The sequence below is a fragment of the Gemella sp. 20925_1_85 genome (assembly GCF_041433735.1).
Taxonomy (GTDB): domain Bacteria; phylum Bacillota; class Bacilli; order Staphylococcales; family Gemellaceae; genus Gemella.
Genome location: NZ_JAPWCC010000017.1, coordinates 16,999 through 37,816, shown reverse-complemented (window position 1 = coordinate 37,816; position 20,818 = coordinate 16,999). Strand labels below are relative to the sequence as shown.

Annotated in this window: 19 protein-coding genes; 9 read left to right on the top strand and 10 right to left on the bottom strand. The window is 29.8% G+C overall.

Annotation, left to right across the window (positions count from 1 at the left end; all coding sequences use genetic code 11):
- Nucleotides 1-132: 132 nt before the first annotated feature.
- The 5 genes from O3884_RS06225 to O3884_RS06205 all read right to left on the bottom strand — a co-directional run bounded on the left by O3884_RS06225 (nucleotide 133) and on the right by O3884_RS06205 (nucleotide 8,245).
- Nucleotides 133-2,157, bottom strand: coding sequence for a glycosyltransferase family protein (locus O3884_RS06225; protein WP_371452475.1), 2,025 nt, complete (start codon nucleotides 2,155-2,157; stop codon nucleotides 133-135).
- 2 nt (nucleotides 2,158-2,159) lie between these two features.
- Nucleotides 2,160-3,161 (bottom strand): glycosyltransferase family 2 protein, encoded by a 1,002-nt coding sequence (locus tag O3884_RS06220; RefSeq protein WP_371452473.1) that lies wholly within the window; start codon nucleotides 3,159-3,161, stop codon nucleotides 2,160-2,162.
- A 173-nt stretch (nucleotides 3,162-3,334) separates the two neighbouring features.
- Complete coding sequence (locus O3884_RS06215; RefSeq protein ID WP_371452471.1) at nucleotides 3,335-5,485, bottom strand: YhgE/Pip domain-containing protein; 2,151 nt, start codon at nucleotides 5,483-5,485, stop codon at nucleotides 3,335-3,337.
- Nucleotides 5,486-5,610: 125 nt separating this feature from the next.
- Nucleotides 5,611-6,258, bottom strand: coding sequence for an anaerobic ribonucleoside-triphosphate reductase activating protein (gene nrdG / locus O3884_RS06210; RefSeq protein WP_004392824.1), 648 nt, complete (start codon nucleotides 6,256-6,258; stop codon nucleotides 5,611-5,613).
- Between the two features lie 370 nt (nucleotides 6,259-6,628).
- A complete protein-coding gene (locus tag O3884_RS06205; protein WP_004392817.1) occupies nucleotides 6,629-8,245 on the bottom strand; it encodes an ATP-binding cassette domain-containing protein in 1,617 nt (538 codons plus the stop codon).
- Between the two features lie 375 nt (nucleotides 8,246-8,620).
- On the opposite strand from O3884_RS06205, the gene pcp reads away from it, so the two are divergent.
- The 3 genes from pcp (at nucleotide 8,621) to O3884_RS06190 (ending at nucleotide 11,238) form a co-directional block, all read left to right on the top strand.
- Nucleotides 8,621-9,268 (top strand): pyroglutamyl-peptidase I, encoded by a 648-nt coding sequence (gene pcp, locus O3884_RS06200; RefSeq protein WP_371452468.1) that lies wholly within the window; start codon nucleotides 8,621-8,623, stop codon nucleotides 9,266-9,268.
- A 173-nt stretch (nucleotides 9,269-9,441) separates the two neighbouring features.
- Nucleotides 9,442-9,846, top strand: a complete 405-nt coding sequence (locus tag O3884_RS06195; RefSeq protein ID WP_371452467.1) for a MarR family winged helix-turn-helix transcriptional regulator — start codon at nucleotides 9,442-9,444, stop codon at nucleotides 9,844-9,846.
- Nucleotides 9,847-9,858: 12 nt separating this feature from the next.
- Nucleotides 9,859-11,238 (top strand): MATE family efflux transporter, encoded by a 1,380-nt coding sequence (locus tag O3884_RS06190; RefSeq protein WP_371452464.1) that lies wholly within the window; start codon nucleotides 9,859-9,861, stop codon nucleotides 11,236-11,238.
- Between the two features lie 55 nt (nucleotides 11,239-11,293).
- Here O3884_RS06190 and srtB read toward each other — a convergent pair whose 3' ends face one another.
- The 3 genes from srtB to lplA form a co-directional block, all read right to left on the bottom strand.
- The gene (srtB, locus tag O3884_RS06185; RefSeq protein WP_371452462.1) at nucleotides 11,294-12,094 is read right to left on the bottom strand and encodes a class B sortase, LPKTxAVK-specific; all 801 of its coding nucleotides are present in this window, start codon (nucleotides 12,092-12,094) and stop codon (nucleotides 11,294-11,296) included.
- 99 nt (nucleotides 12,095-12,193) lie between these two features.
- Nucleotides 12,194-12,517 (bottom strand): YbjQ family protein, encoded by a 324-nt coding sequence (locus tag O3884_RS06180; protein WP_371452460.1) that lies wholly within the window; start codon nucleotides 12,515-12,517, stop codon nucleotides 12,194-12,196.
- 24 nt (nucleotides 12,518-12,541) lie between these two features.
- Complete coding sequence (gene lplA, locus O3884_RS06175; RefSeq protein WP_048802038.1) at nucleotides 12,542-13,531, bottom strand: lipoate--protein ligase; 990 nt, start codon at nucleotides 13,529-13,531, stop codon at nucleotides 12,542-12,544.
- A 177-nt stretch (nucleotides 13,532-13,708) separates the two neighbouring features.
- Here lplA and trpS point away from each other — a divergent pair, with 177 nt between their 5' ends.
- The 4 genes from trpS to O3884_RS06155 all read left to right on the top strand — a co-directional run bounded on the left by trpS (nucleotide 13,709) and on the right by O3884_RS06155 (nucleotide 17,050).
- The gene (trpS, locus tag O3884_RS06170) at nucleotides 13,709-14,725 is read left to right on the top strand and encodes a tryptophan--tRNA ligase (protein ID WP_371452457.1); all 1,017 of its coding nucleotides are present in this window, start codon (nucleotides 13,709-13,711) and stop codon (nucleotides 14,723-14,725) included.
- Between the two features lie 69 nt (nucleotides 14,726-14,794).
- A complete protein-coding gene (locus O3884_RS06165) occupies nucleotides 14,795-15,541 on the top strand; it encodes a DNA/RNA non-specific endonuclease (RefSeq protein WP_371452455.1) in 747 nt (248 codons plus the stop codon).
- An 85-nt stretch (nucleotides 15,542-15,626) separates the two neighbouring features.
- Nucleotides 15,627-16,181, top strand: a complete 555-nt coding sequence (locus tag O3884_RS06160; RefSeq protein ID WP_371452453.1) for a helix-turn-helix domain-containing protein — start codon at nucleotides 15,627-15,629, stop codon at nucleotides 16,179-16,181.
- The gene (locus tag O3884_RS06155; protein ID WP_371452483.1) at nucleotides 16,073-17,050 is read left to right on the top strand and encodes an IS3 family transposase; all 978 of its coding nucleotides are present in this window, start codon (nucleotides 16,073-16,075) and stop codon (nucleotides 17,048-17,050) included. Before O3884_RS06160 ends, O3884_RS06155 begins: the two co-directional genes overlap by 109 nt.
- 86 nt (nucleotides 17,051-17,136) lie before the next feature.
- Here the strand turns inward: O3884_RS06155 and psiE are convergent, their stop codons facing one another.
- Nucleotides 17,137-17,538, bottom strand: a complete 402-nt coding sequence (gene psiE / locus O3884_RS06150) for a phosphate-starvation-inducible protein PsiE (protein ID WP_371452451.1) — start codon at nucleotides 17,536-17,538, stop codon at nucleotides 17,137-17,139.
- A gap of 127 nt (nucleotides 17,539-17,665) precedes the next feature.
- Here psiE and O3884_RS06145 point away from each other — a divergent pair, with 127 nt between their 5' ends.
- Both O3884_RS06145 and budA read left to right on the top strand, forming a co-directional pair.
- Complete coding sequence (locus O3884_RS06145; protein WP_371452450.1) at nucleotides 17,666-18,199, top strand: GNAT family N-acetyltransferase; 534 nt, start codon at nucleotides 17,666-17,668, stop codon at nucleotides 18,197-18,199.
- Between the two features lie 10 nt (nucleotides 18,200-18,209).
- Nucleotides 18,210-18,905, top strand: coding sequence for an acetolactate decarboxylase (gene budA / locus O3884_RS06140; protein WP_371452448.1), 696 nt, complete (start codon nucleotides 18,210-18,212; stop codon nucleotides 18,903-18,905).
- A gap of 147 nt (nucleotides 18,906-19,052) precedes the next feature.
- Here budA and lpdA read toward each other — a convergent pair whose 3' ends face one another.
- Nucleotides 19,053-20,801, bottom strand: coding sequence for a dihydrolipoyl dehydrogenase (gene lpdA, locus O3884_RS06135; protein WP_371452446.1), 1,749 nt, complete (start codon nucleotides 20,799-20,801; stop codon nucleotides 19,053-19,055).
- Nucleotides 20,802-20,818: the final 17 nt, after the last annotated feature.

The following is a 20,818-nucleotide window of genomic DNA, read 5'->3' as shown; positions in this document are numbered from 1 at the left end:
CCTCTACTTTATGTTAACCTTATACTATAGCTTAACTTAAATTAAAATCCACCTTACTCTTAAATATGAAAAAAGGCTCATCCGAAGATGAGCCTCTTATCTTAATTAAAGATATTATTTTCCTCTATTTCATTAATACCACCAAAGTTTTTGGTATCTATGTCCTATTTGTAATGAAAGATCTTTTTTATTTTGATCGGCACCATTAATATATAATTTACCAGCTTCATACATATCAATCATTTCATTTGGTACACTAGAAATAACTATGCTTCCATTATTATCACTTTCTACTTGTGAGAATTTTACACTATAGTCTCCCGCTGGAAGATCATCGAAATACCAACGAAGAGTATATGTTTGTAATGGTACTTCCCAATACAATTCACGATAAATAAATTCATGTTCTCTCACAACTTTATTATCTTTTTTATCTATTATCTCTACTTTATACTTCGAATTGTTTTTCTCATCATATGAAGAGATATATCCTCGAACATAATTGAAGCTACGATTAGCTTTAAATGTTTGTTCTACCTCTGTATCTTTATTTACTCTAACTATTCCATCTCTTAAATAATTATCCGTTGCATAAATACTAATACCGTTAATTACACGTGAGTCATAGTCTAGGTTCATCGAATAAGATGGTCTCAAGAAACTATCGCTTCCTACTTGAAGAGCAAATACTACTCCAAAAGCAATATAAAGTTTTTTCTTGTATTTATCAAATATAGTCGTCTCATATCTTTCGGCAAATAGTATTATACCTTTTGCTCCTAGAATGAAAATTATCGGCATCCATGCATAAACATATCTCGGTTTAGCTTCCCAGATTAAATGGAACATAAATACCCCGAAGATAATAATTTGGAATAAGAAGCATGAAGTAATGTATTCTTTTCTACGTTTATAGATGTAATATACCATCCCAAAAATAATCACAACATACATCATTTGCGATAGGTATATGAAGAAACTATTATTACTTCCATAGAAAAGTTGCCACAAGAAGCCATCACCATCTCTTAATGCGCGTGTACCATTCGTATAGTTAATAGTACCATCACTCCAATTTCCTCTTACTTTAAGAACTACCATAAGTAAGTTAAGGAAGATTGGTCTATGAGTTAATCTATTAAAGAATAAGCCTAGATCATCTGTCATCTTATTTTGACTAAGATATGTAAATTGGAAGTCTTGCCAGTTATAGCTTCCACCTTGGATACTCATTCCCATCATTACCCAGTGTAACATCGGGAACTTATAGCCATCATCTTTCCAAAATCCATAGTGCGCCCACAGCATATCGAATCCTTTTCCAAAGAATACAAATGCAATTCCAAAGGTCACTAATAATAGAACTAAATTTTTATACCATTTAAAAAATAGTAAGTACACTATTAACGCTGGTAAGATAATAATAATATTAGATCTTAAATTCCATGCAAATGCAACTAAAATAGCTACTGCTACAATATGCTTTGTTCTAAAAATAAAACTTCCATCTGATGGTATAAGAACATATATTATTAAAGCAACCATAATTACCATTAATGTGTCAGAGTAATAGAATAAACTATACATTTGGAAAGGAATGTATAATATCATTAATCCTAAAATTATCGTTTGCTTTTGTTTTGTAAGTAATTTTCCAGCTGTTTTATATGTTAAAAATATTGTCGCTGTTGTTACTAAGAAACAGAATATATGTAATGTCCACACTTCTGATATATGTAGGAATGCGGCAATACGATATATCCAGTATAAAATAATTGTCGGTGTAATATTATTCGGATAAACTAGAAAATATCTTTCACCAGAAAATTTTCCATAGTTTAGCATGTAGTGGGCTTCATTTTCTATTTCTGCACCATCCGAAAAGTTAAGTGTATCCATAGATAAAATAATCGCCTGAAATACTAAATATACTAACACTATAATTCTATTGTATTTTTTTAATCCAACTTCATCAGTTGCTAAAACTTTTTTTACTGCATAAATAAACAATATGAAAACCACTGGTACACCTAACAGAAGTGCCAACGGATTTAATATTCTTTCATAGACAAATGGTGCAACATATGCCCAGGTTAAAGCTATTGTAAACAAGGCTATAAACGCATATGAAAACACATTATGTAATATTCGCCTCATAATTATCTTCTATCCTTTCTGTTAAGATGATTTGCAAACATTATCGGAGACATTGATATCATCGTTTTATTAATGAATGTGTCACTATCAAAATAATTTTTTCTTGATTTTATTAGATCTAATATTTCTATTTCCTCGGACATATTTTCCTGCATTCTTAATACATCAAAAAGTAGATATCCACAAAGAAGATTTAAACTATCCTCATATTTTTTATTTTGTTTAAATTCTTCTATTTTATTAAATGCAATCATTATTCTTCTAGTTGAAGCTTCAATCATCGCATTATTTCTTATAGATTTACTTTCTTGTAAATCTTTATAACCAACTTTTGCTACTTGACTTACTTTACCCGCAACATCAAAGACGCGTAGTTTAAAATATAAATTTTCTAATGCTAACATATCTTCTTGAAATCTTAAATTATAGATGTCTAAAAATTTTCTTTTAAACATGCAAGCCGTAACATTATAATTCAAATCACTTTTTAATCTCTTAATTTCTTCTATAAGATAAGTTTGTCCTGATGATACAGTTTCATTTAGTATGCTTGGATAACCATTTCTAGTTAACATTGCTATATCAAGATTTTTCTGTGATACTTCATTAAATAGTAATTCCAAATAATTTGATTTTAATTTCGAACTCTCTTCAACAAAAACTACATATTCTCCTTTAGCAAAGTCCAAAGCACAGTTTTTCGCTGATGAATTAGAACCTAGCTGTTTTTTTATGTAGTTAATTTTGTTATTATCTAATACGGCTACCGCTTCTTCTATCTCAGAATCAGAAAGATCATCAACTACTATTATTTCAAATTCTTGAAAACTTTGATTAAAAATGTCTTTTACAATACTTTCTAGTCTATCAACACTTCTATATGCTGCCAAGACTACTGTAATTTTTGTTTTATTAGTTGTTTTTATTTTTTTCGTTAATATTTCATTTCCCAAAAGCATCGTATCTAAGAAGATGTCTTTTGTTCTATCTAATGTTTTAACCATAATTTATCCTCTATATTTTAAGGTTTTATCATTTTATTATATCATAAATACTAAGTTTTTTCATTTAGTATGAGAAAACAAACAAAAGAAGTAACTCAAAAGACTTGATTGCATTAAATCAATTCCTTTGAATCACTCTACTATTACTATATATCTATTTTAAAAATTATATTCTACAAGAATAACTTAGAACGTTCTCTTTCTCTACTTAACTTAGCTGAACGTGCTTTTAGACTAACTAGAATTGCTCCTCCTACAAGAACGACAATTAGATAGATAAATAATATTTTAATATCACGTTCTACCGCTGGAATATATACCCCACCTACCGCTTCACGTAGTAGACCTATAGAATAAGTGAACGGTACTTTTGGATATAACGCTTGGAAGAATTCTGAAGTCATTTGAATTGGGAATGTCCCCCCCGAACTTCCTAATTGTAATACTAACAGCACTATACAAACTGCTTTCCCTACATTTCCTAGAATACACACTATAGTATAAATAATTGACGAAAATAGCAGAGAAATCAGTAATGCATATAGTACAAACCTATATGGTGAGGTCGCTTGCGTTCCAAGAACATACATATCCCCTAATGTAATTATTAATGTTTGGAATAACGATATAATTACAAACAATAACCCTCTACCAAAATATTTTTGATATGGTTTATATTTATTTTCCTCATCTTCTACCTTAGTAGTTAATAACGAAGACATTAATAATGAACCAACCCAAATAGAAAGAACTGTATAGAATGGTGTCATGGCTGAACCGTAGTTTTCTATGTGGTAAAGCTTATTCTCTTGAAGTTTAACAGGATTTGCGAAAAACTCTGCCTGTTGTTTATAGTCAACCTTTAATAAATTAAACAGTTGATTTTTATCTATACCGCTGTCAGCCTTTTTAATTTCATCCGTTAACTTTTGAATTTTACTCTTTGCAGATGGCATTTGGGCTTGTAATGATAATAGTTTACCATATGCATTACTAATCTTCACCTCAGTTTCAGATAATTTTCTCTCGACTGCAGGTAGTTCTCCTTGTGCCCCAGCAATTATGCCACTTACCTTATCTATATTAACTTCTGCCTTACTAAGAACTTGAGAGATTAAAGGAGCAACTTCAACGTTTAATTTTGAATTCATATTTGAAGAAACTTCATTTATTCTAGCAGATTTATTTACAAATTCCTCTTTTACAGTATCTGCTATCTCATCATAATGATCCATCTTATTGTAGATATTATTATTTACTTCTTTTATCGCCGTAATATCATTCGATAAGGTAGTTACTCTTTCAAGTTGATTATTAAATAATCTCTCATTTGATAATTTATTGAAATACTCAAAAATATTCTTCACAAGTTGTAATCTTTCTATACTAGCTTGTAGTCTACTATCTAAAGCTTTCTGTCTCGCCTTTATTTCTTCTGTTTTATCTGGTTTCTTTTGCAACTCTTTTGCTATCACATTAGCTTCTTTAGATACTTCCTCAACAACATTAAGATGACTATTAATAATTGGTAATAATCTTTCATTGAATCCCTGAATATTATTAATAGTAATCCCAGCCTTATCAGCAATCATAATACTATTTGTAGCTACTCTATCTATTTCTGGAAGTGTGTTTTGAACATTGTTTAAAATATTATACCCGTATTCCACTTTTCCAATTAATTCACTTAAAGTACTTTCATATGTAGAAAAATTATCATTTAATTTAAAGATTTCCTCTTTTGCTTTTTCAATTGATGGAAGATTTTCTTCAAATTTTATCCCCGCTTCATGCAGTTTTTCAAAAATTATACCATTAGCTGTTTCTACAAAGTTTTTACTAATATTATTAGCTATTGCAGAAGCACCACTGTTTGTTATTTTTGGACTAATCGCATTAATTTTTTCATTAACCGTATACTCTATAGTGGCTCTCTTAGGTTCTGTTCTACTAACCGATGTCATATCTTGACTAAAATTTTTCGGTACAACAATACTCGCATAATAGTCCCCTATTCTTACTCCATCCTCAGCTTGTTGTTTATTAGAGACAAACTGCCAGTCAAGATTTTTATTATTTTTCAATCCTTCAACTAAACTATTACCTAAGTTTAACTCTTTTCCATCAACAGTAGCTCCCTCATCTTCTGATGTTACAGCAACTTTTATATTGTTAGTATGTCCATACGGATCCCATGAGGATAGTATATTCGGCCATGCATACATTGATGGTAAAAATATTAACCCTACTATGATTATCCACGTATTAGTTTTTCTAAATACTTCTTTTATATCCTTTCGAAAAATCTCTATAATATTTTTCAATTTTTAATCTCCTCTCTATAAATTAATTTACAAAACAATTAGAGATATAATAAATCCATAATTGTTAACATAATTATTATATCACGAAAAATATTCTATTAAAAGTAATTCCATTGCAAGTATTACTATTCTAAATATAATACTACATTATCTTTACTCGAATTTTTTAAATCTATAATTCTTTGATTACTACTTCCTCTAAATCTAAGGCTTAAATCTTTTAGAAAAATCATAAATGGTCCATCTACCAAGACATCACACAAGCTTAATAATTCTTTTTTGTCCTCACTACCATTTTGGAGTTGTTCATATGTATAACCACTATATACCCAGATATCTTTTGTTGAACCGAATTCATCTCTTACTCTTTTCGCTAACGTTCTAGCTACCTGAGTATTAAGGAACGGCTCTCCTCCAAGAATCGTTAGTCCTTGCACATAAGAATTACTTAAATCCTGGATTATTTGATCTTCTATTTCTTTCGTGTATAATTGACCTGCATTAAAGTTTTGAATACTTTCGTTAAAGCATTCTTTACAAGCGAATAAACAGCCACTTAAATATATTGAACACCTTACTCCCTCTCCATCAACGAATTGAAACGGTTTATAATCAGCATATTTTTTCTTAGAATAAGCTTCAGCTAGCCAAGTGTCATTAGCCTCTTTAAATGTTTTCATCATACATTTATTATTAGTGGTTTTCTTAGTAGCACTATACTCTGAATTATCTATCGTACTAATAATAGTTCTTAATTTTTCTTCTCTTGACATAATCCTCACCCCTTATATTCATATAATATCACTTTTAAAAATGAATTACAATTTATCCTATAAAGAGATCCTCAAAAATCTTTATTTTTGAGAATCGATTTTATTGAGTAACAATAACACAGTTTGTTAAATACATAAAAAGTTTTTATAAATCGTAATTAGATATCAATAAAGTACTATATCTAAGATTCTCATATAAACTTTCTAAAATTTGAAACTTTTGATTCAGCGCCTTCAAAATATATCTTATATGAAACAACAAAGAAAGACTTAGGAAAATTAATTTTTATAAAATCAAAATCCTAAGTCACTAATATCTAACTCGATGTATAAGTATTACTTATCTGCGATAATATTTATAATGTTACTCTTATTTAATTTCTATGATATCTGTAGCAAATTTATCAAATTCCTTACTATGAGTTATTATTAAACTTGTAATATTGTGTTCTTTTAAGTAGTTAAAAATATTTTCTACTATTAATTCACTCAAATTGGTATTCATAGCACTTGTCGGTTCATCCAAAATAATAAACTCAGGTCTTCTTATTAATATTCTAGCCAACTCTAATCTTTGCTTTTCTCCACCACTTAAGTTTTTTCCGTTTTCTTTCAATAAATAATTATATCCTAATTTATCAATCAATTCTTGCAGGTGTAATAATCTAACTATCTCATCAAGTCTATCCTCGTATGAATCACCTAAGAGAAGATTGTCTCTTATTGTAGCTTCATATATGTATGGTTCTTGACTTACTTTCAAAAATTCTCCTAAAACTTGAATATTATTCTTATATATATCTTTTTCATTGATTAAGACTTCCCCATCTAACTTATATGCACCCTCTTGCAAGTTTCTTAATATAAGATTAGATACCGTCGTCTTTCCTACTCCACTTCGTCCTTTTAGAACTAGAAAATCACCCTTATTTATGTTTAATCTAAAATCAGATAAAATCAGATTGTCTTTAAAATAAAAACTAGCTATATTCACATTTACACTATTAAATTTACTTATTTTTAATACTTCTTTCTCTTCATTGCTTTTATTATTAAAAGTCTTAGACAACTCACTTTCTATCTTATAAGCGGTCTGCCTAACAGTTATTTTATCTGATATAGAATTTATAGGTTCATCTAACATTCTAACTGTAGAAAATATTGCAATAGCCGAACCTATGGAAAAATCTTTATATATTATAAAATACACTGAAAGTAATAGAGAAACAATAGGTAGTATAAATGCAACAGTAGCAGATATACCTATATATAATGAAAAATACTTTGCTAAGTCAGTATTGACCTTTATTCTCTTATTTATAATATTTTCTTTAAGATAATCTATAAAGTACTGTTCTTTATTTAATTGCTTTAAATCAAAATAACCTAATATTGACTGAAGTATATATTGATTAGTTTCACCTAATAATTTCTGTTCACTCTTCATACAATTCGAAAGCTTCTTACTTATTTGTTTTATAATAAAAAAACATACAAGTATTACAGAAAATAATATAAGTGTTATCGAAACATTATACCTACACATAAACATCAATATAGAAAACAAAATAAAAGACTGCGTTACTAAAATAACTTTACCTTGAGAATACCAATCTGATATCTTTATACTATCTGACGTTAACTTAGATAATATTTCACCGCTTTTTGCTTCTTTAAAATCATTATATTCACTTTTTAAAAACTTATCATAAAAATACTCTAAAACAGAAAAATTTCCAAGAAAGAAAAGTTTTCTTAAAAAATATTGAGAAAGAAATAACAATAAAAAATAAAATACTAATACTACTATCAAGTATTTAACAAAATGATAAACTCTCTCAAAATCTTTTGATATCAAACTATCCAAGATAACTTGAATAATAAAAATTGATGTTAAATTTACTATAGTTCTTAGTAATATAGAAATTATAGTAATAAGTTGAACAATATACAACTTATTATCATAGTATTTTTTTGTACGATCCATAAACTTCTCCTATCCATTTATTACACATTACTTCACGTAGCCTTATTTTATTAGCTAACAATAGAGTAAAACTTATCTTTTTAAAAAATACATCTTAGAGAATAAATAGATTATATCATCTTTTCAGAATAATGTAAATTTAATTATTAAAAATCTGAAAATTAAAACTAGTAAATTTATGATTTTATATCTCTTATTTTATGATTGATTAGAATTTATCTCCTAAAAATATAGAAATACTATTTTCAAATTTTCTAAACTGTTTTATAATTATTATAATTTAAAAATTCATTTAATTGAAAAGTAATAATTACCATGGAATATTATTAAATTAATTATTACAATATATTTTTTATATAAATTACGAGGTGCATTATGAGAGTATTAATAACTGGTTTTGATAAGTTTGGTGGCGAGAGTATTAATCCTTCTAGTTTATGTGTTAATAGCTTACCAGATGTAATAGATAATATAGAAATTAAGAAAATTACCCTACCTACAATCTTTAAAGATAGTTCACAAGTTTTAGAAGAAAACATAAAATCATTTTCTCCTAATATTGTTATATGTGTTGGTCAAGCTGGTGGAAGAAGTAAGATTACACCTGAGCGTATCGCTATTAATATTGATGATGCTAGAATCCCAGATAATATTGGAAATAGCCCTATTGATGAAACTATAAGAAAAGATGGTGAGAATGCATATTTTTCTACACTACCAATAAAGGCTATTGTTGATGAATTGAATAAAAATAATATCCCTTCTGCTATTTCTAATACTGCTGGGACTTTTGTTTGCAATCACATTATGTATGATGCTTTATATATAACTTCAAAAAAATATCCAAATATTAAAGCTGGATTTATTCATATCCCATATATTGAAGAACAGGTTGCAGACAAACCTAACATGCCTTATATGAAAAAAGAAGATATTATCATTGCTTTAAAATTAATAATAAAAACTGCTGTGATTTTTTATGATAAGGACGATACAAAAATAACAGGTGGTTTAGAACATTAATTAATGCTAAAGTTCTATATCAGTTCAAACAGAATCATAGTTTCATAAATAGTAAGAAAACACTGAAGAAAAAGTATAAAATATACTATTTTCAGTGTTTTCTTTTTCGTGTTGACAAAGTAGTATACTAGGTATATAATATATTAGCTATATTATTTTTAGGTGGTGAAATTATGTTAAAAGATGCGTTGGGTTATAAGCTTATTACACTATTAGAGAATATGAGAAGTTATACTAAACAACCTCTGGCTGAGATAGGTATTACACATGGACATTTCATTACCCTTATTTACATTTCTGAAAATGAGGGGGTAACACAAGCCCAGCTTGCTGAAATACATCGAAAAGATAGAAATATTGTTGGACGTAATATTGATGCTCTTGAAAAACAAAATTTTGTTATTAGAAAACGTGGAGTGAAAGATAGACGCTCTTTTACACTACATTTAACTGAAGTTGGTAGAGAGGTTTTATCAACATACTCTAATCTATTAAATACAGCTGAAAAAGAAGTTCTTAAAAACTTAACTGAAGAAGAAATTTCTACTTTCTTCACACTATTGAATAAAATAACTTAAGGAGGAAATCATATGGAGAAAACACAAAATTATATAGAAAATCCGCTAGGTACAAAACCTATAAAAAAATTACTTACATCATTTGCTTGGCCAGCTATTACAGCAAATATTATTAATGCGATGTATAGTGTAATTGACCAGATTTTTATCGGTCAAGGTGTTGGCTACTTAGGTAATGCTGCAACAAATGTCGCCTTTCCTCTTACAACTATTTGCCTAGCTATAGGTTTAATGATAGGAATTGGTGCTGCCTCTAACTTTAATCTTGAGTTAGGTCGTGGAAATCCTGAAAAAGCAAAATCTGTAGTTGGTACTGCAGTATCTTCATTATTTATAATTGGTATTATTATCACAATTTTAGTTCATATATTCTTAAAACCTCTTATGTATGCATTTGGATCTACAGACGAAATTTTAGAATATGCAATGACATTTGCAGGTATTACATCTTTAGGGATTCCATTCTTACTAATTTCTATTAGTACTAATCCTATTGTTCGTTCGGATAATAGTCCAAAATATTCAATGTTTGCCATTATTTTTGGTGCAGTACTTAATACTATTCTTAATCCAATCTTTATCTTTGGATTTGGTTGGGGAATTGCTGGATCAGCTTGGGCTACAGTTATAAGTCAATTCTTATCTGCTTTGATTCTTGTTTTATATTTTCCAAAATTCAAAAGTGTTAAATTTACTAAGCAAGACTTCATACCTAAGATACCTTTATTAAAAGTCGCTGCAGGATTTGGAATGCCTTCATTTGTTTTCCAGGGTTCTAATATGATAGCTCAAATAGTAACAAACAATTTATTAAATATTCACGGTACTAATTCTGTATATGGGAATGATATTCCTATAGCTGTAGCTGGAATCGTAGCTAAAATTAATATAATATTTATAGCTATTATTATTGGATTAATTCAAGGGGCTCAACCAATTTTTGGATATAATTACGGAGCTAAAAAATACGAAAGAGTTCGTACTACAATGAGATATACCATGAAGTATGCGATGATAATCTCAATTACATTCTTCTTAATTTTCGAGATTTTTCCTAAACAAATTGTTAGTTTATTTGGTAATGGTAATGAACTTTACTTTGAGTTTGCAGTTAAGTACATGAGATTTTTCTTACTATTCACATTTATAAACGGTGTTCAAATTTCAAGCTCTACATTCTTCTCTGCAATAGGAAAACCAAAGATTGGTGTTACTATCGCCTTAACTAAGCAACTTATAGTGCTAATACCAATGTTATTTATTCTTTCACATTTCTTTGGGATTGAGGGAGTAATCTATGCTACTCCAGTAACTGACCTTTGTGCAATCTCAGTTTCATTATTCTTCTTAATAAGAGAATTTAGAACTATGCCTAAACAAAATATTATTTAGATAAACTAAAAAGCAATCTAGTGAACTTAATCATTAGATTGCTTTTTGTTATTTATTATCTTGTAGCTACATATTTTAATTCATCTTTATGTTTAGCTAAGAAATCGTTCATTTCGTTATCTGGAATTTGACGTAGGTACAGGTTAGAACGAATTGTTTCGTCTTCCTCACGGCAAGTAGATAATACTAAGTATTTATCATTTCCTTTAAGTTGAACGCTATCGTTTTTAGTTGCTGCATCTTTCTTAACATTTGTTAATTGGCTTAAGAAATCTTCATCATTTTCAAAGTCTAAACGATAGAAAGAAGTTGTTTCTGGCACGATTGTTAGGAATGCTGCTTCATAGTAGTATTTTCTCTCAGGAGTTTCAATAACTACGAATTTGTGTTTATCCATGTATTCTTGTTTGTCATAGTAGTTAACATCGTTGAACATACGGTGATCTCCAACTTTACTTCCACGAGCATGTCCGAATAACCAAGTTAATCTATCATGGAAATCTTTTTTGTTATCCATATCCATGAATACAGTACCAAGGTAAGGAACGTGTCCACCTTCAAAAGTTTTATCTAAGTATGTTTCATTGTCATTAGTTTGAACTACTGGTTCATCTAATTGAGTACCTGGAGCATAAACATAAGCTACAGTTTCATTATTCGTCTTAGATAATTCTGAAAAACGTTTTGATAAATAGTCTTTCTCTTCTTTACTTACTGTGTAAGTTGCTTTTGATGATGTACTAGAACTTGTTCCTTTATCATCACTACATCCTGCTACAAATACAGCAGACGTTACTAAAGCAATTGCTAAAAGTAAAATAGAGAAAAGCTTTTTAAAGTTAAATACTTTTTTCATTAATATTATTCCTCTCTATTGAAATTTTAATCACTGTTTAACATTATACAATATATCAACAAATATTGCTATTATTTTTATTTTATAATTTATATAAGTTTATCTTACTACTACAGCTGTTCCAGTAACTGTAACTAAAAGCATATTGTTACCGTCGCCTCCTATAGGATCGAAATCAATTCTAACTCCGATAACAGCATTAGCACCCATCTCAGCTGCACGATCTTCTAACTCTTTTAAAACTTGTGCTCTTGCTTGAATAATTTCATCTTCATACCCTTGAACTCTTCCACCAAAAAGGTTTCGAATTCCTGCTCCTATATCTTTGATGACATTAATTCCAGCTACTACTTCTCCTGTAGCTAAACCTTTATATTCTACTACTTCCATTCCTGGTATATAGTTTGTTGTTGCAATAATCATATTACTTCACTCCAAAATTATTTATTAGTCTACTAAAATATCTACTACTTCTTCTAATGTTGCTCCTAAGAAGTAAGAGTTAATGTCAATTTGTTCTAACACTTTTTGAACATCTTCTTTTTGGTATTTTACACCTACTAATTTTTTAGCAATATCTTCTACATCCATTACTCCGAAGAAGTCTCCATAGAATTTGATATTAGTAATAACACCTTGTTCTACCATGATATTAGCTTCAATTTTACCAGTTTTAAGTCTTCTATTACGTTTAATATTGAAGTCAGGATTTTTACCGTATACCCAATCCCATGAGTTATTTTTTTCTTCTTGGATAGCTAAAATCGCAGCTTCATCTTCTTCAGTTGCAACAAAATCAGTCATTTCGTATTTTTCACTCATATATTTTTTAAGTGCAGCTACGAAATCTTGAACTGTCATATCTTGGTTCGGAAGATGATCTTTAATGTTTGTTACACGAGAACGTACTGATTTGATACCTTTTGATTCAATCTTATCTTTAGATACTTTTAAAGCATCTGCTAAAACTGATGTATCAACATCAAACATTAAACAACCATGGTGCATAATACGCCCATTACGTACGTATTGAGCATTACCACAGAATTTTTGTCCATCAATTTCTAAGTCATTACGTCCTGTAAATTCCGCTTTAACTCCTAATGAGTCTAATGCGTCAAGCACAGGTTGTGAGAATGATTTGAAGTCGAATTCTTCACCACTTCTACCATTTGAAATGATTGTGTAATTTAAGTTGTTTAAATCGTGGTAAACTGCACCACCACCACTTACACGACGAACGATTTTAATATCTTTATCGTCACAGAATTTTTGGTTTACTTCCTCTGTTGTGTTTTGGTTCTTACCAACAACGATACATGGCGAGTTTATCCATAGCATAAACACATCATCTTTTTCTGCAAGTTCGTTAAAAGCATAAAGCTCTAATGCTGTATTGTAGCGTGGATCATTACTTTTTGATTCTATATATATCATATTAATCTCCTTAATAATTAACTATTTCTTTACTCCTTATTATACCATCTTTTACTAAGTAAAACACTAAATTTTTATCCAAATTAATATTTTTTATATTATTTCAAACAAACTTCATCAAGATTATGGTATAATTATAAGGAATTATTAAAATTATTTTAAAGGAGTTACCCTTTTATGACAAAAATTATTTTAACTGGAGATAGACCAACTGGTAAACTTCACTTAGGGCACTATGTTGGTTCTTTAAAAAATCGTATAGCTTTACAAAACGAAGATGACACTGAAGTATTTATTATGATTGCCGATCAACAAGCACTTACTGATAATGCTGATAACCCAGGAAAAGTTATTGAAAATATTACAGAAGTAGCACTTGATTATCTTGCTGTTGGAATCGATCCTAAAAAAACTACTATTTTTATCCAATCACAAATTCCACAACTTGCAGAATTATACATGTACTACATGAATTTAGTATCAGTTTCTAGATTACACCGTAACCCTACTGTTAAACAGGAAATTAATGATAAAAAATTTGGTGAAAGTATTCCTGCAGGATTCTTTACTTATCCTGTAAGCCAAGCTGCTGATATTACTGCTTTTAAAGCAACACACGTTCCTGTTGGTGAAGATCAAAAACCAATGCTTGAACAAACTCGTGAAATCGTTCGTGACTTCAATAGAACATACAATAAAGAAGTTCTAGTATTACCTGAGATTGTACTTCCACCAAAAAATCATGCTCGTCTTGTAGGTATTGATGGACAAGGAAAAATGAGTAAGAGTTTAAATAACGGTATTTACCTAGGTGATAACGAAGAAAACATTAAAGCTAAAATCATGAAAATGTACACTGATCCAAATCATATTAAGATTGAAGATCCAGGCCAAGTTGAAGGAAATGTAGTATTTAAATACTTAGACATTTTCGATACTCGAGCTGATGAAGTAGCAGAACTTAAAGAACATTACTCTCGTGGTGGACTTGGTGACATGAAACTAAAACGTCGTTTAAATGATGTAATGCAAGACTACTTACGCCCTATAAGAGAGCGTCGTGAAGAATTCGCAAAAGATAAAGCTGAAGTATACAGAATGCTTAAAGCTGGAAGTGAAAAAGCTGAGAAAGTTGCAGCTGCTACCTTAGATGAAGTGAAAGATGCAATGGGAATTAATTACTTCAAAAAATAAATTTTTTATAGGGGGAGAGCTCTACTCTTCCTCTTAGTCGTTTGAATTATTAAAGAATAAGGAGGCCCTATGGTAAAAAGAAAAAAACAACAATTATCACTATTTTCAATTATTTCAATTGCAATAATAATTTTAGCATCGTTCGCTATTACTTATTACACGAATAAATCATCAAACAAAAATTCGAATACTGCTACTACATTTACAAGCGTATCAAAAATTCCTGATGATGTGATAAATTCACTTACAGCTCCTAAAGAAAGCGAAGCAACAGAAAATAATAAATATAAAGTATTAAACAATAATAATCCTTACTTTTCTAAAGAAGATTTATCTACTACTTCATTTGAAAACTATAGTCCTTTAGATAAACTTGGACGTGTTGGACAAGCTAATGGTATTATAGGGATTGACTTAATGCCAACTGATAAACGTGAGGAAATTGCACATGTTCGTCCTAGTGGATGGCAAAGTAACAGAGGAACTCATGTTTACGATAGATCGCATTTAATTGCTTTCCAACTAGCAGGAGAAAATGATAATGATAAAAACCTTATGACAGGAACAAGGTTTATGAATCTTAATATGATTCCTTTTGAAAATGAAGTTGCTGATTATGTTAAGAAAACTAAAAAACACGTACGTTACCGTGTAACTCCTGTTTTTAAAGGCGATGACCTAGTTGCTCAAGGGGTTATTATGGAAGCAATGTCAGTTGAAGATAATGGTAAGAGTGTTAAATACAATGTATTCTTACCAAACTTCCAAAAAGGTGTTACTATCGACTACAAAACAGGTAAATATACTGTGAAATAGAATTAAGACCTCGAACAAATTTTGTTCTGTACCGACCCCAAAAAGTTAGACCAAAAAATCTAACTTTTTGGAGGTCGATATTTTTATGACTAAATATAATTTTGAATTTAAAAAGAAAGTCGTACTAGAGTATATAAATGAAAATATAAGCATAAGATCGTTAGCGAAAAAGTATGCTATAAAATCTCATAATAATATTGAAATTTGGGTTGCCAAATATAAGAAATATGGAGATGAAGGATTATATCGTTCAAGAAAAAATGAAGAATATTCTTTCGAAAAAAAGATATATGTTGTAGAATTATACTTAACAAGTGAACTCTCATACAATGACTTAGCTTTACAAGAAGGTATAAATAATCCAGCACTTATTTGTAACTGGGTTAATCGCTTTAGAGTAGCTGGTCCTGATGCATTGAGAGAACGAAGGAAAGGTCGGGAAATCTTAATGGATAAATCACCTAAAAAGTTAAGTAAAGAAACAACAAATCAAACTACAAATGATAATATATCTAAAGAATATGTAAAAGAATTAGAAGATCAATTACTACAACTAAGGATAGAAAATGCATTTTTAAAAGAAGCGAGGAGATTGCGTTTAGCGGAAGAAGCAGAAATGAAAAGAAGGCGCGAATTATAAGCAGTCTCCGAGGAGAATTCATACTTAAAGACCTTCTTTTATATGCGAAAATGCCAAAAGCAACATATATGTACTGGCAGAAGAGATTCGATAGAGTTAATCCAGATAAAGAAATCGAAGAGAAAATATTAGAAATAAGAAAGAATAACAAAGATTATGGTTATAGACGTATATATGGTGCGTTACGTAATTTAGGATATATAATAAACAAAAAGAAAGTTCAAAGAATTATACAAAAATTAGGCTTACAGGTTACATCATTCACTAGAAAAAGTAGAAAATACAATTCATATAAAGGAAAAATTGGAAAAACAGCTAAGAATAGAATTAGAAGACGATTCAATACTAATATTCCACATCAAAAAATCACTACAGACACAACTGAATTTAAATATTATGAAGTTAGTGAGAGAGGTAAATTAGTAGTAAAGAAACTTTATTTAGATCCATTTATGGATATGTATAATGGTGAGATAATAAGCTATAGTATAAGTGAGAGCCCATCAGCTAAAAATATAATGGACGCACTAGAAAAAGCTATTAAAGTCACAGCTAAATCTCCTTATAGGAGAACTTTTCACTCTGATCAAGGATGGGCTTATCAAATGAAGGCATACTCGAAAAGGTTAAAAGAAGAACATATTTACCAAAGTATGTCTAGAAAAGCAAATTGTTTGGATAATTCGGTAATGGAGAATTTCTTCGGAATATTAAAACAAGAGATATACTATGGAACAACATATAATAGTTATAGGGAACTGAAATTAGCTATTGAAAAATATATAAAATATTATAATGAAGAGAGAATAAAAGAGAAACTAGGATGGTTAAGTCCTAAGCAATATAGAATAAAACATATGACTGTATAAATATAAAAAAGATAGCGTAGCAGTCATTATAACTACTACGCTATCCTAAGTCTAACTTTTTGGGGTCAGATCATTCGAAGTCTTTTTTAATCTTTTTTTATAAATTTCTCAGCAATAGCTAAACTTATAACTAACAATAAAATTGCTCCAGACCATATTAAGACGCTGTAAGGATCATCATGCTGAACTATAATTAACCTAATAATCGCTGTTATTCCAATATAAATAAAGTATCTTAGTGGAAAATGATAATTATTTTTAAAATATTTCACAATCAGAGCTACAAACTCAAAATATAGAAAGAATACTAATATTCCTTCAACAAAGTGTTGATAATTACCTTGTTCAGTTAAAAATTTTACACCTTCATGATATATTTCTTTAGCTTCCATTATTAATCCAAATGATAGTAATACTCCTATGATTAATAACCCGATGTTCATTATCCAAAGGAAAATATCCGATATTATTTTACTAAACCTCTCCATTTTTCACCTCTTAACATTTTATACAAGAATCATTATATCATAATAAAATTTAATATTCTAATGAATTCAACTATGAAAATAATATTTTAGACATCTTGTATGCTATAATAAAGAAAAGGAGATACATATGATTACATTAAAAAAGATTAAAGAAAAACATTTAAAGGATTTATATAAAATAATTTACTCATCAGAAACTCCTGAGTGGAGTAAATATAATGCACCTTATTTTAATGAATATAAATACATTGATTTAGAGACATTCTTACTAAAAAATCATCATGAATATTTCTTAAGTGAGCGTGTCTTAGGTATATTTTTAAATAATAAACCAATCGGCATTGTAACATATTATTGGGAAAGCTTAGCTACTCGATGGTTAGAAATTGGAATTGTAATATATGATCAGAATATCTGGGCAAAAGGTATAGGATATACTGCTTTACATAAGTGGATTGAGCTATGTTTTAATAAATTCCCTGAAATACAACATATTGGCCTAACTACTTGGAGCGGAAACACTAGGATGATGAAACTCGCAGAAAAACTAGGACTTCTTTGTGAAGCAAGAATTAGAAAAGTTAGATATTACAATGGTGTATACTACGATTCTATAAAATACGGTATATTGCGAGAAGAATTTAATTCTATTAGTTACTAGGAGGATAAAAATGATATTTCAATATGGAACTATGGCAGGAATTATAGAAGGCGCTTATAGTGGAAGCCTAACTATAGAAGAACTACTAAAATACGGTAATTTTGGAATTGGTACATTTGATGGCATTGATGGTGAAATGGTAATTTTAGATAGTAAAGTTTATAAAACAGATTATTTCGGTAATTCATATCTTCAATCAATCAAAGAAAGTACACCATTCGCTACAATTACTACATTCGAAAAAGAATACCAGAAATTTGATAATCTTACGTTTAAAAACTTATTAGAAAAAGTTCAAGATTACTTAAATCAAAATTATTTCTATGCAATAAAAATTTCAGGAAACTTTCAGAAGATGAATACTAGATCTCCAAAAAAACAAGAAAAACCATATCCACCTCTACTAGAAGTACTAGAGAATCAAAATATTTTTCATTATGAAAATACACAAGGTATAATAGTTGGTTTTTTCTCTCCTTATTATGCCCAAGGATTAGGTGTTGGTGGATTTCATTTACACTACATTAGTAATGATTTAAAAGCGGGTGGACATATCTTTGATTTTGAAATATTAAACGGTCTTGTAGAAATTTCTAAACCTTTAAATTATTCATTAAAATTTCCAGTAAATGACGAATATCAAAATATAAAAATAGATGAAACTACTCTTCATGAAAAAATTAGTATCGCAGAAGTTAAAAACTAAAAATTTAAATTACATTAGGAATTTTAGTAGAAAAATATGCCTATATTCCTAGTATATTTTTTCTCATATCCTAAATTTAACAGAGATACATTATACAGAAAAAAAGATGACTAGCAATTTGCTAGCCATCTTTTTCTTTATAAACTATTATTTAGTTTTTTTCTTAGGTGAATGTATACATAAGTCAACACAGTCAGTCATAGCTTCATATAAAGCTTCAGAGAATGTTGGGTGACCGTGGATAATATCCATAACGTCATCAATTGTCATCTCTGTTTGAATTAAAGTAGACCCTTCGTTAATTAACTCAGCTGCAACTGGTCCTACAATATGGATACCTAAGATTTCTCTGTATTTAGTATCCATAATTACTTTAACGAATCCTTCACCTTGGTTAGATGCTAATGAACGTCCATTAGCTGCAAAGTTAAATTTACCAACTTTGATGTCATATTTTTCACGAGCTTGCTCTTCAGTTAAACCGACCATTGCGATTTCTGGGTGAGTGTAGATTGCTGCTGGAGTAGCTTTAAGATCAACTTTTTTGTGGTGACCCATTGCGTTTTCAGCTGCAATTTCTCCCATCTTGAATGCTGCGTGTGCTAACATCTTAGTTCCGTTAATATCACCAGGAGCGTAAATACCTTCAACAGATGTTTCCATGTACTCGTTAACTTTAACACGACCACGTTCCATTTCGAATTGATCTGCTAATTCTCCAAGACATGTGTTGTCTGGAACACGTCCAATTGATAATAATACTTTATCAGCAACGATATCTTCTTTTCCTTCAACTTTAACTACTACTTCTTGACCTTTGTCAACGATTTCTAATAATTTAGTTGATGTAAGAACTTTAATACCTTGTTTTTTGAATTGTTTTTCTAATGCTGCAGATGCATCTTTATCCATTCCAGCGATTAAACGATCAGCCATTTCAACAATAGTTACTTCAGAACCAAAAGTAGAGAATGCTTGACCTAATTCAGATCCGATAACTCCACCACCAATAACAGCTAAACGAGCTGGTACTTCAGTAATATCTAAGAATTCATCACTTGTAAGAACTTTATCACTATCCATTCCAGGAATGTTAATTCTACTTACTTTTGATCCACCAGCTAAGATTACTCTGTCAGCATCAATTGTTTCTTTTCCATCAACAGAAACTTTCTTGTCAGCTGTTAATTGTCCTACACCATTAAATACTTTAACACCGTAAGATTTAAGTAATCCTGCAACTCCTCCTGATAGAGTTTTAGAGATTTTATTCTTAACAGCTACAGTTTGTTCCATGTCAACTGAGAATGCATCATTCACAAGTTTAATACCACGGTCTTTTGCTGAACGGATGTGGTTAATAATTTCTGCATTGTGTAGGAATGCTTTTGTTGGAATACATCCACGGTTTAGACATGTTCCACCTAGTTCACGATTTTCTACTAATGCTACTTTACCACCTAGTTGAGCAGCTTTAATAGCTGATACATATCCAGCAGGACCTCCACCAACTACTACTACGTCATATTCACCACGACGTTCGCGTTTTGGTGCTTCTTCTCCTACTTTAGTTTCTGGTACTTTAACATCTGCTGCAACTTCTTTAACGATTTCTTGAGCTACTGCAGTAGTGCTGTCTCCTCCAGGAACTGCTTCTCCAGGTTGTCCAATCCATGCAATAGTTTGAACTACTGGTACAACTGATCCAGCTGGGTGTACGATTTTTAATAAAGTTCCGCTTGCTTCAGCTTCAACTTCCATGTTTACTTTATCTGTTACGATTTCAAGTAGGACTTCACCTTCTTTTACTTCGTCACCTTCTTGCTTAAACCATTGTACGATTTCGCCTTCTTCCATTTCACTTCCGGCTTTTGGCATTATAACTTCAACTGCCATGTTTTAATCACTCCTTA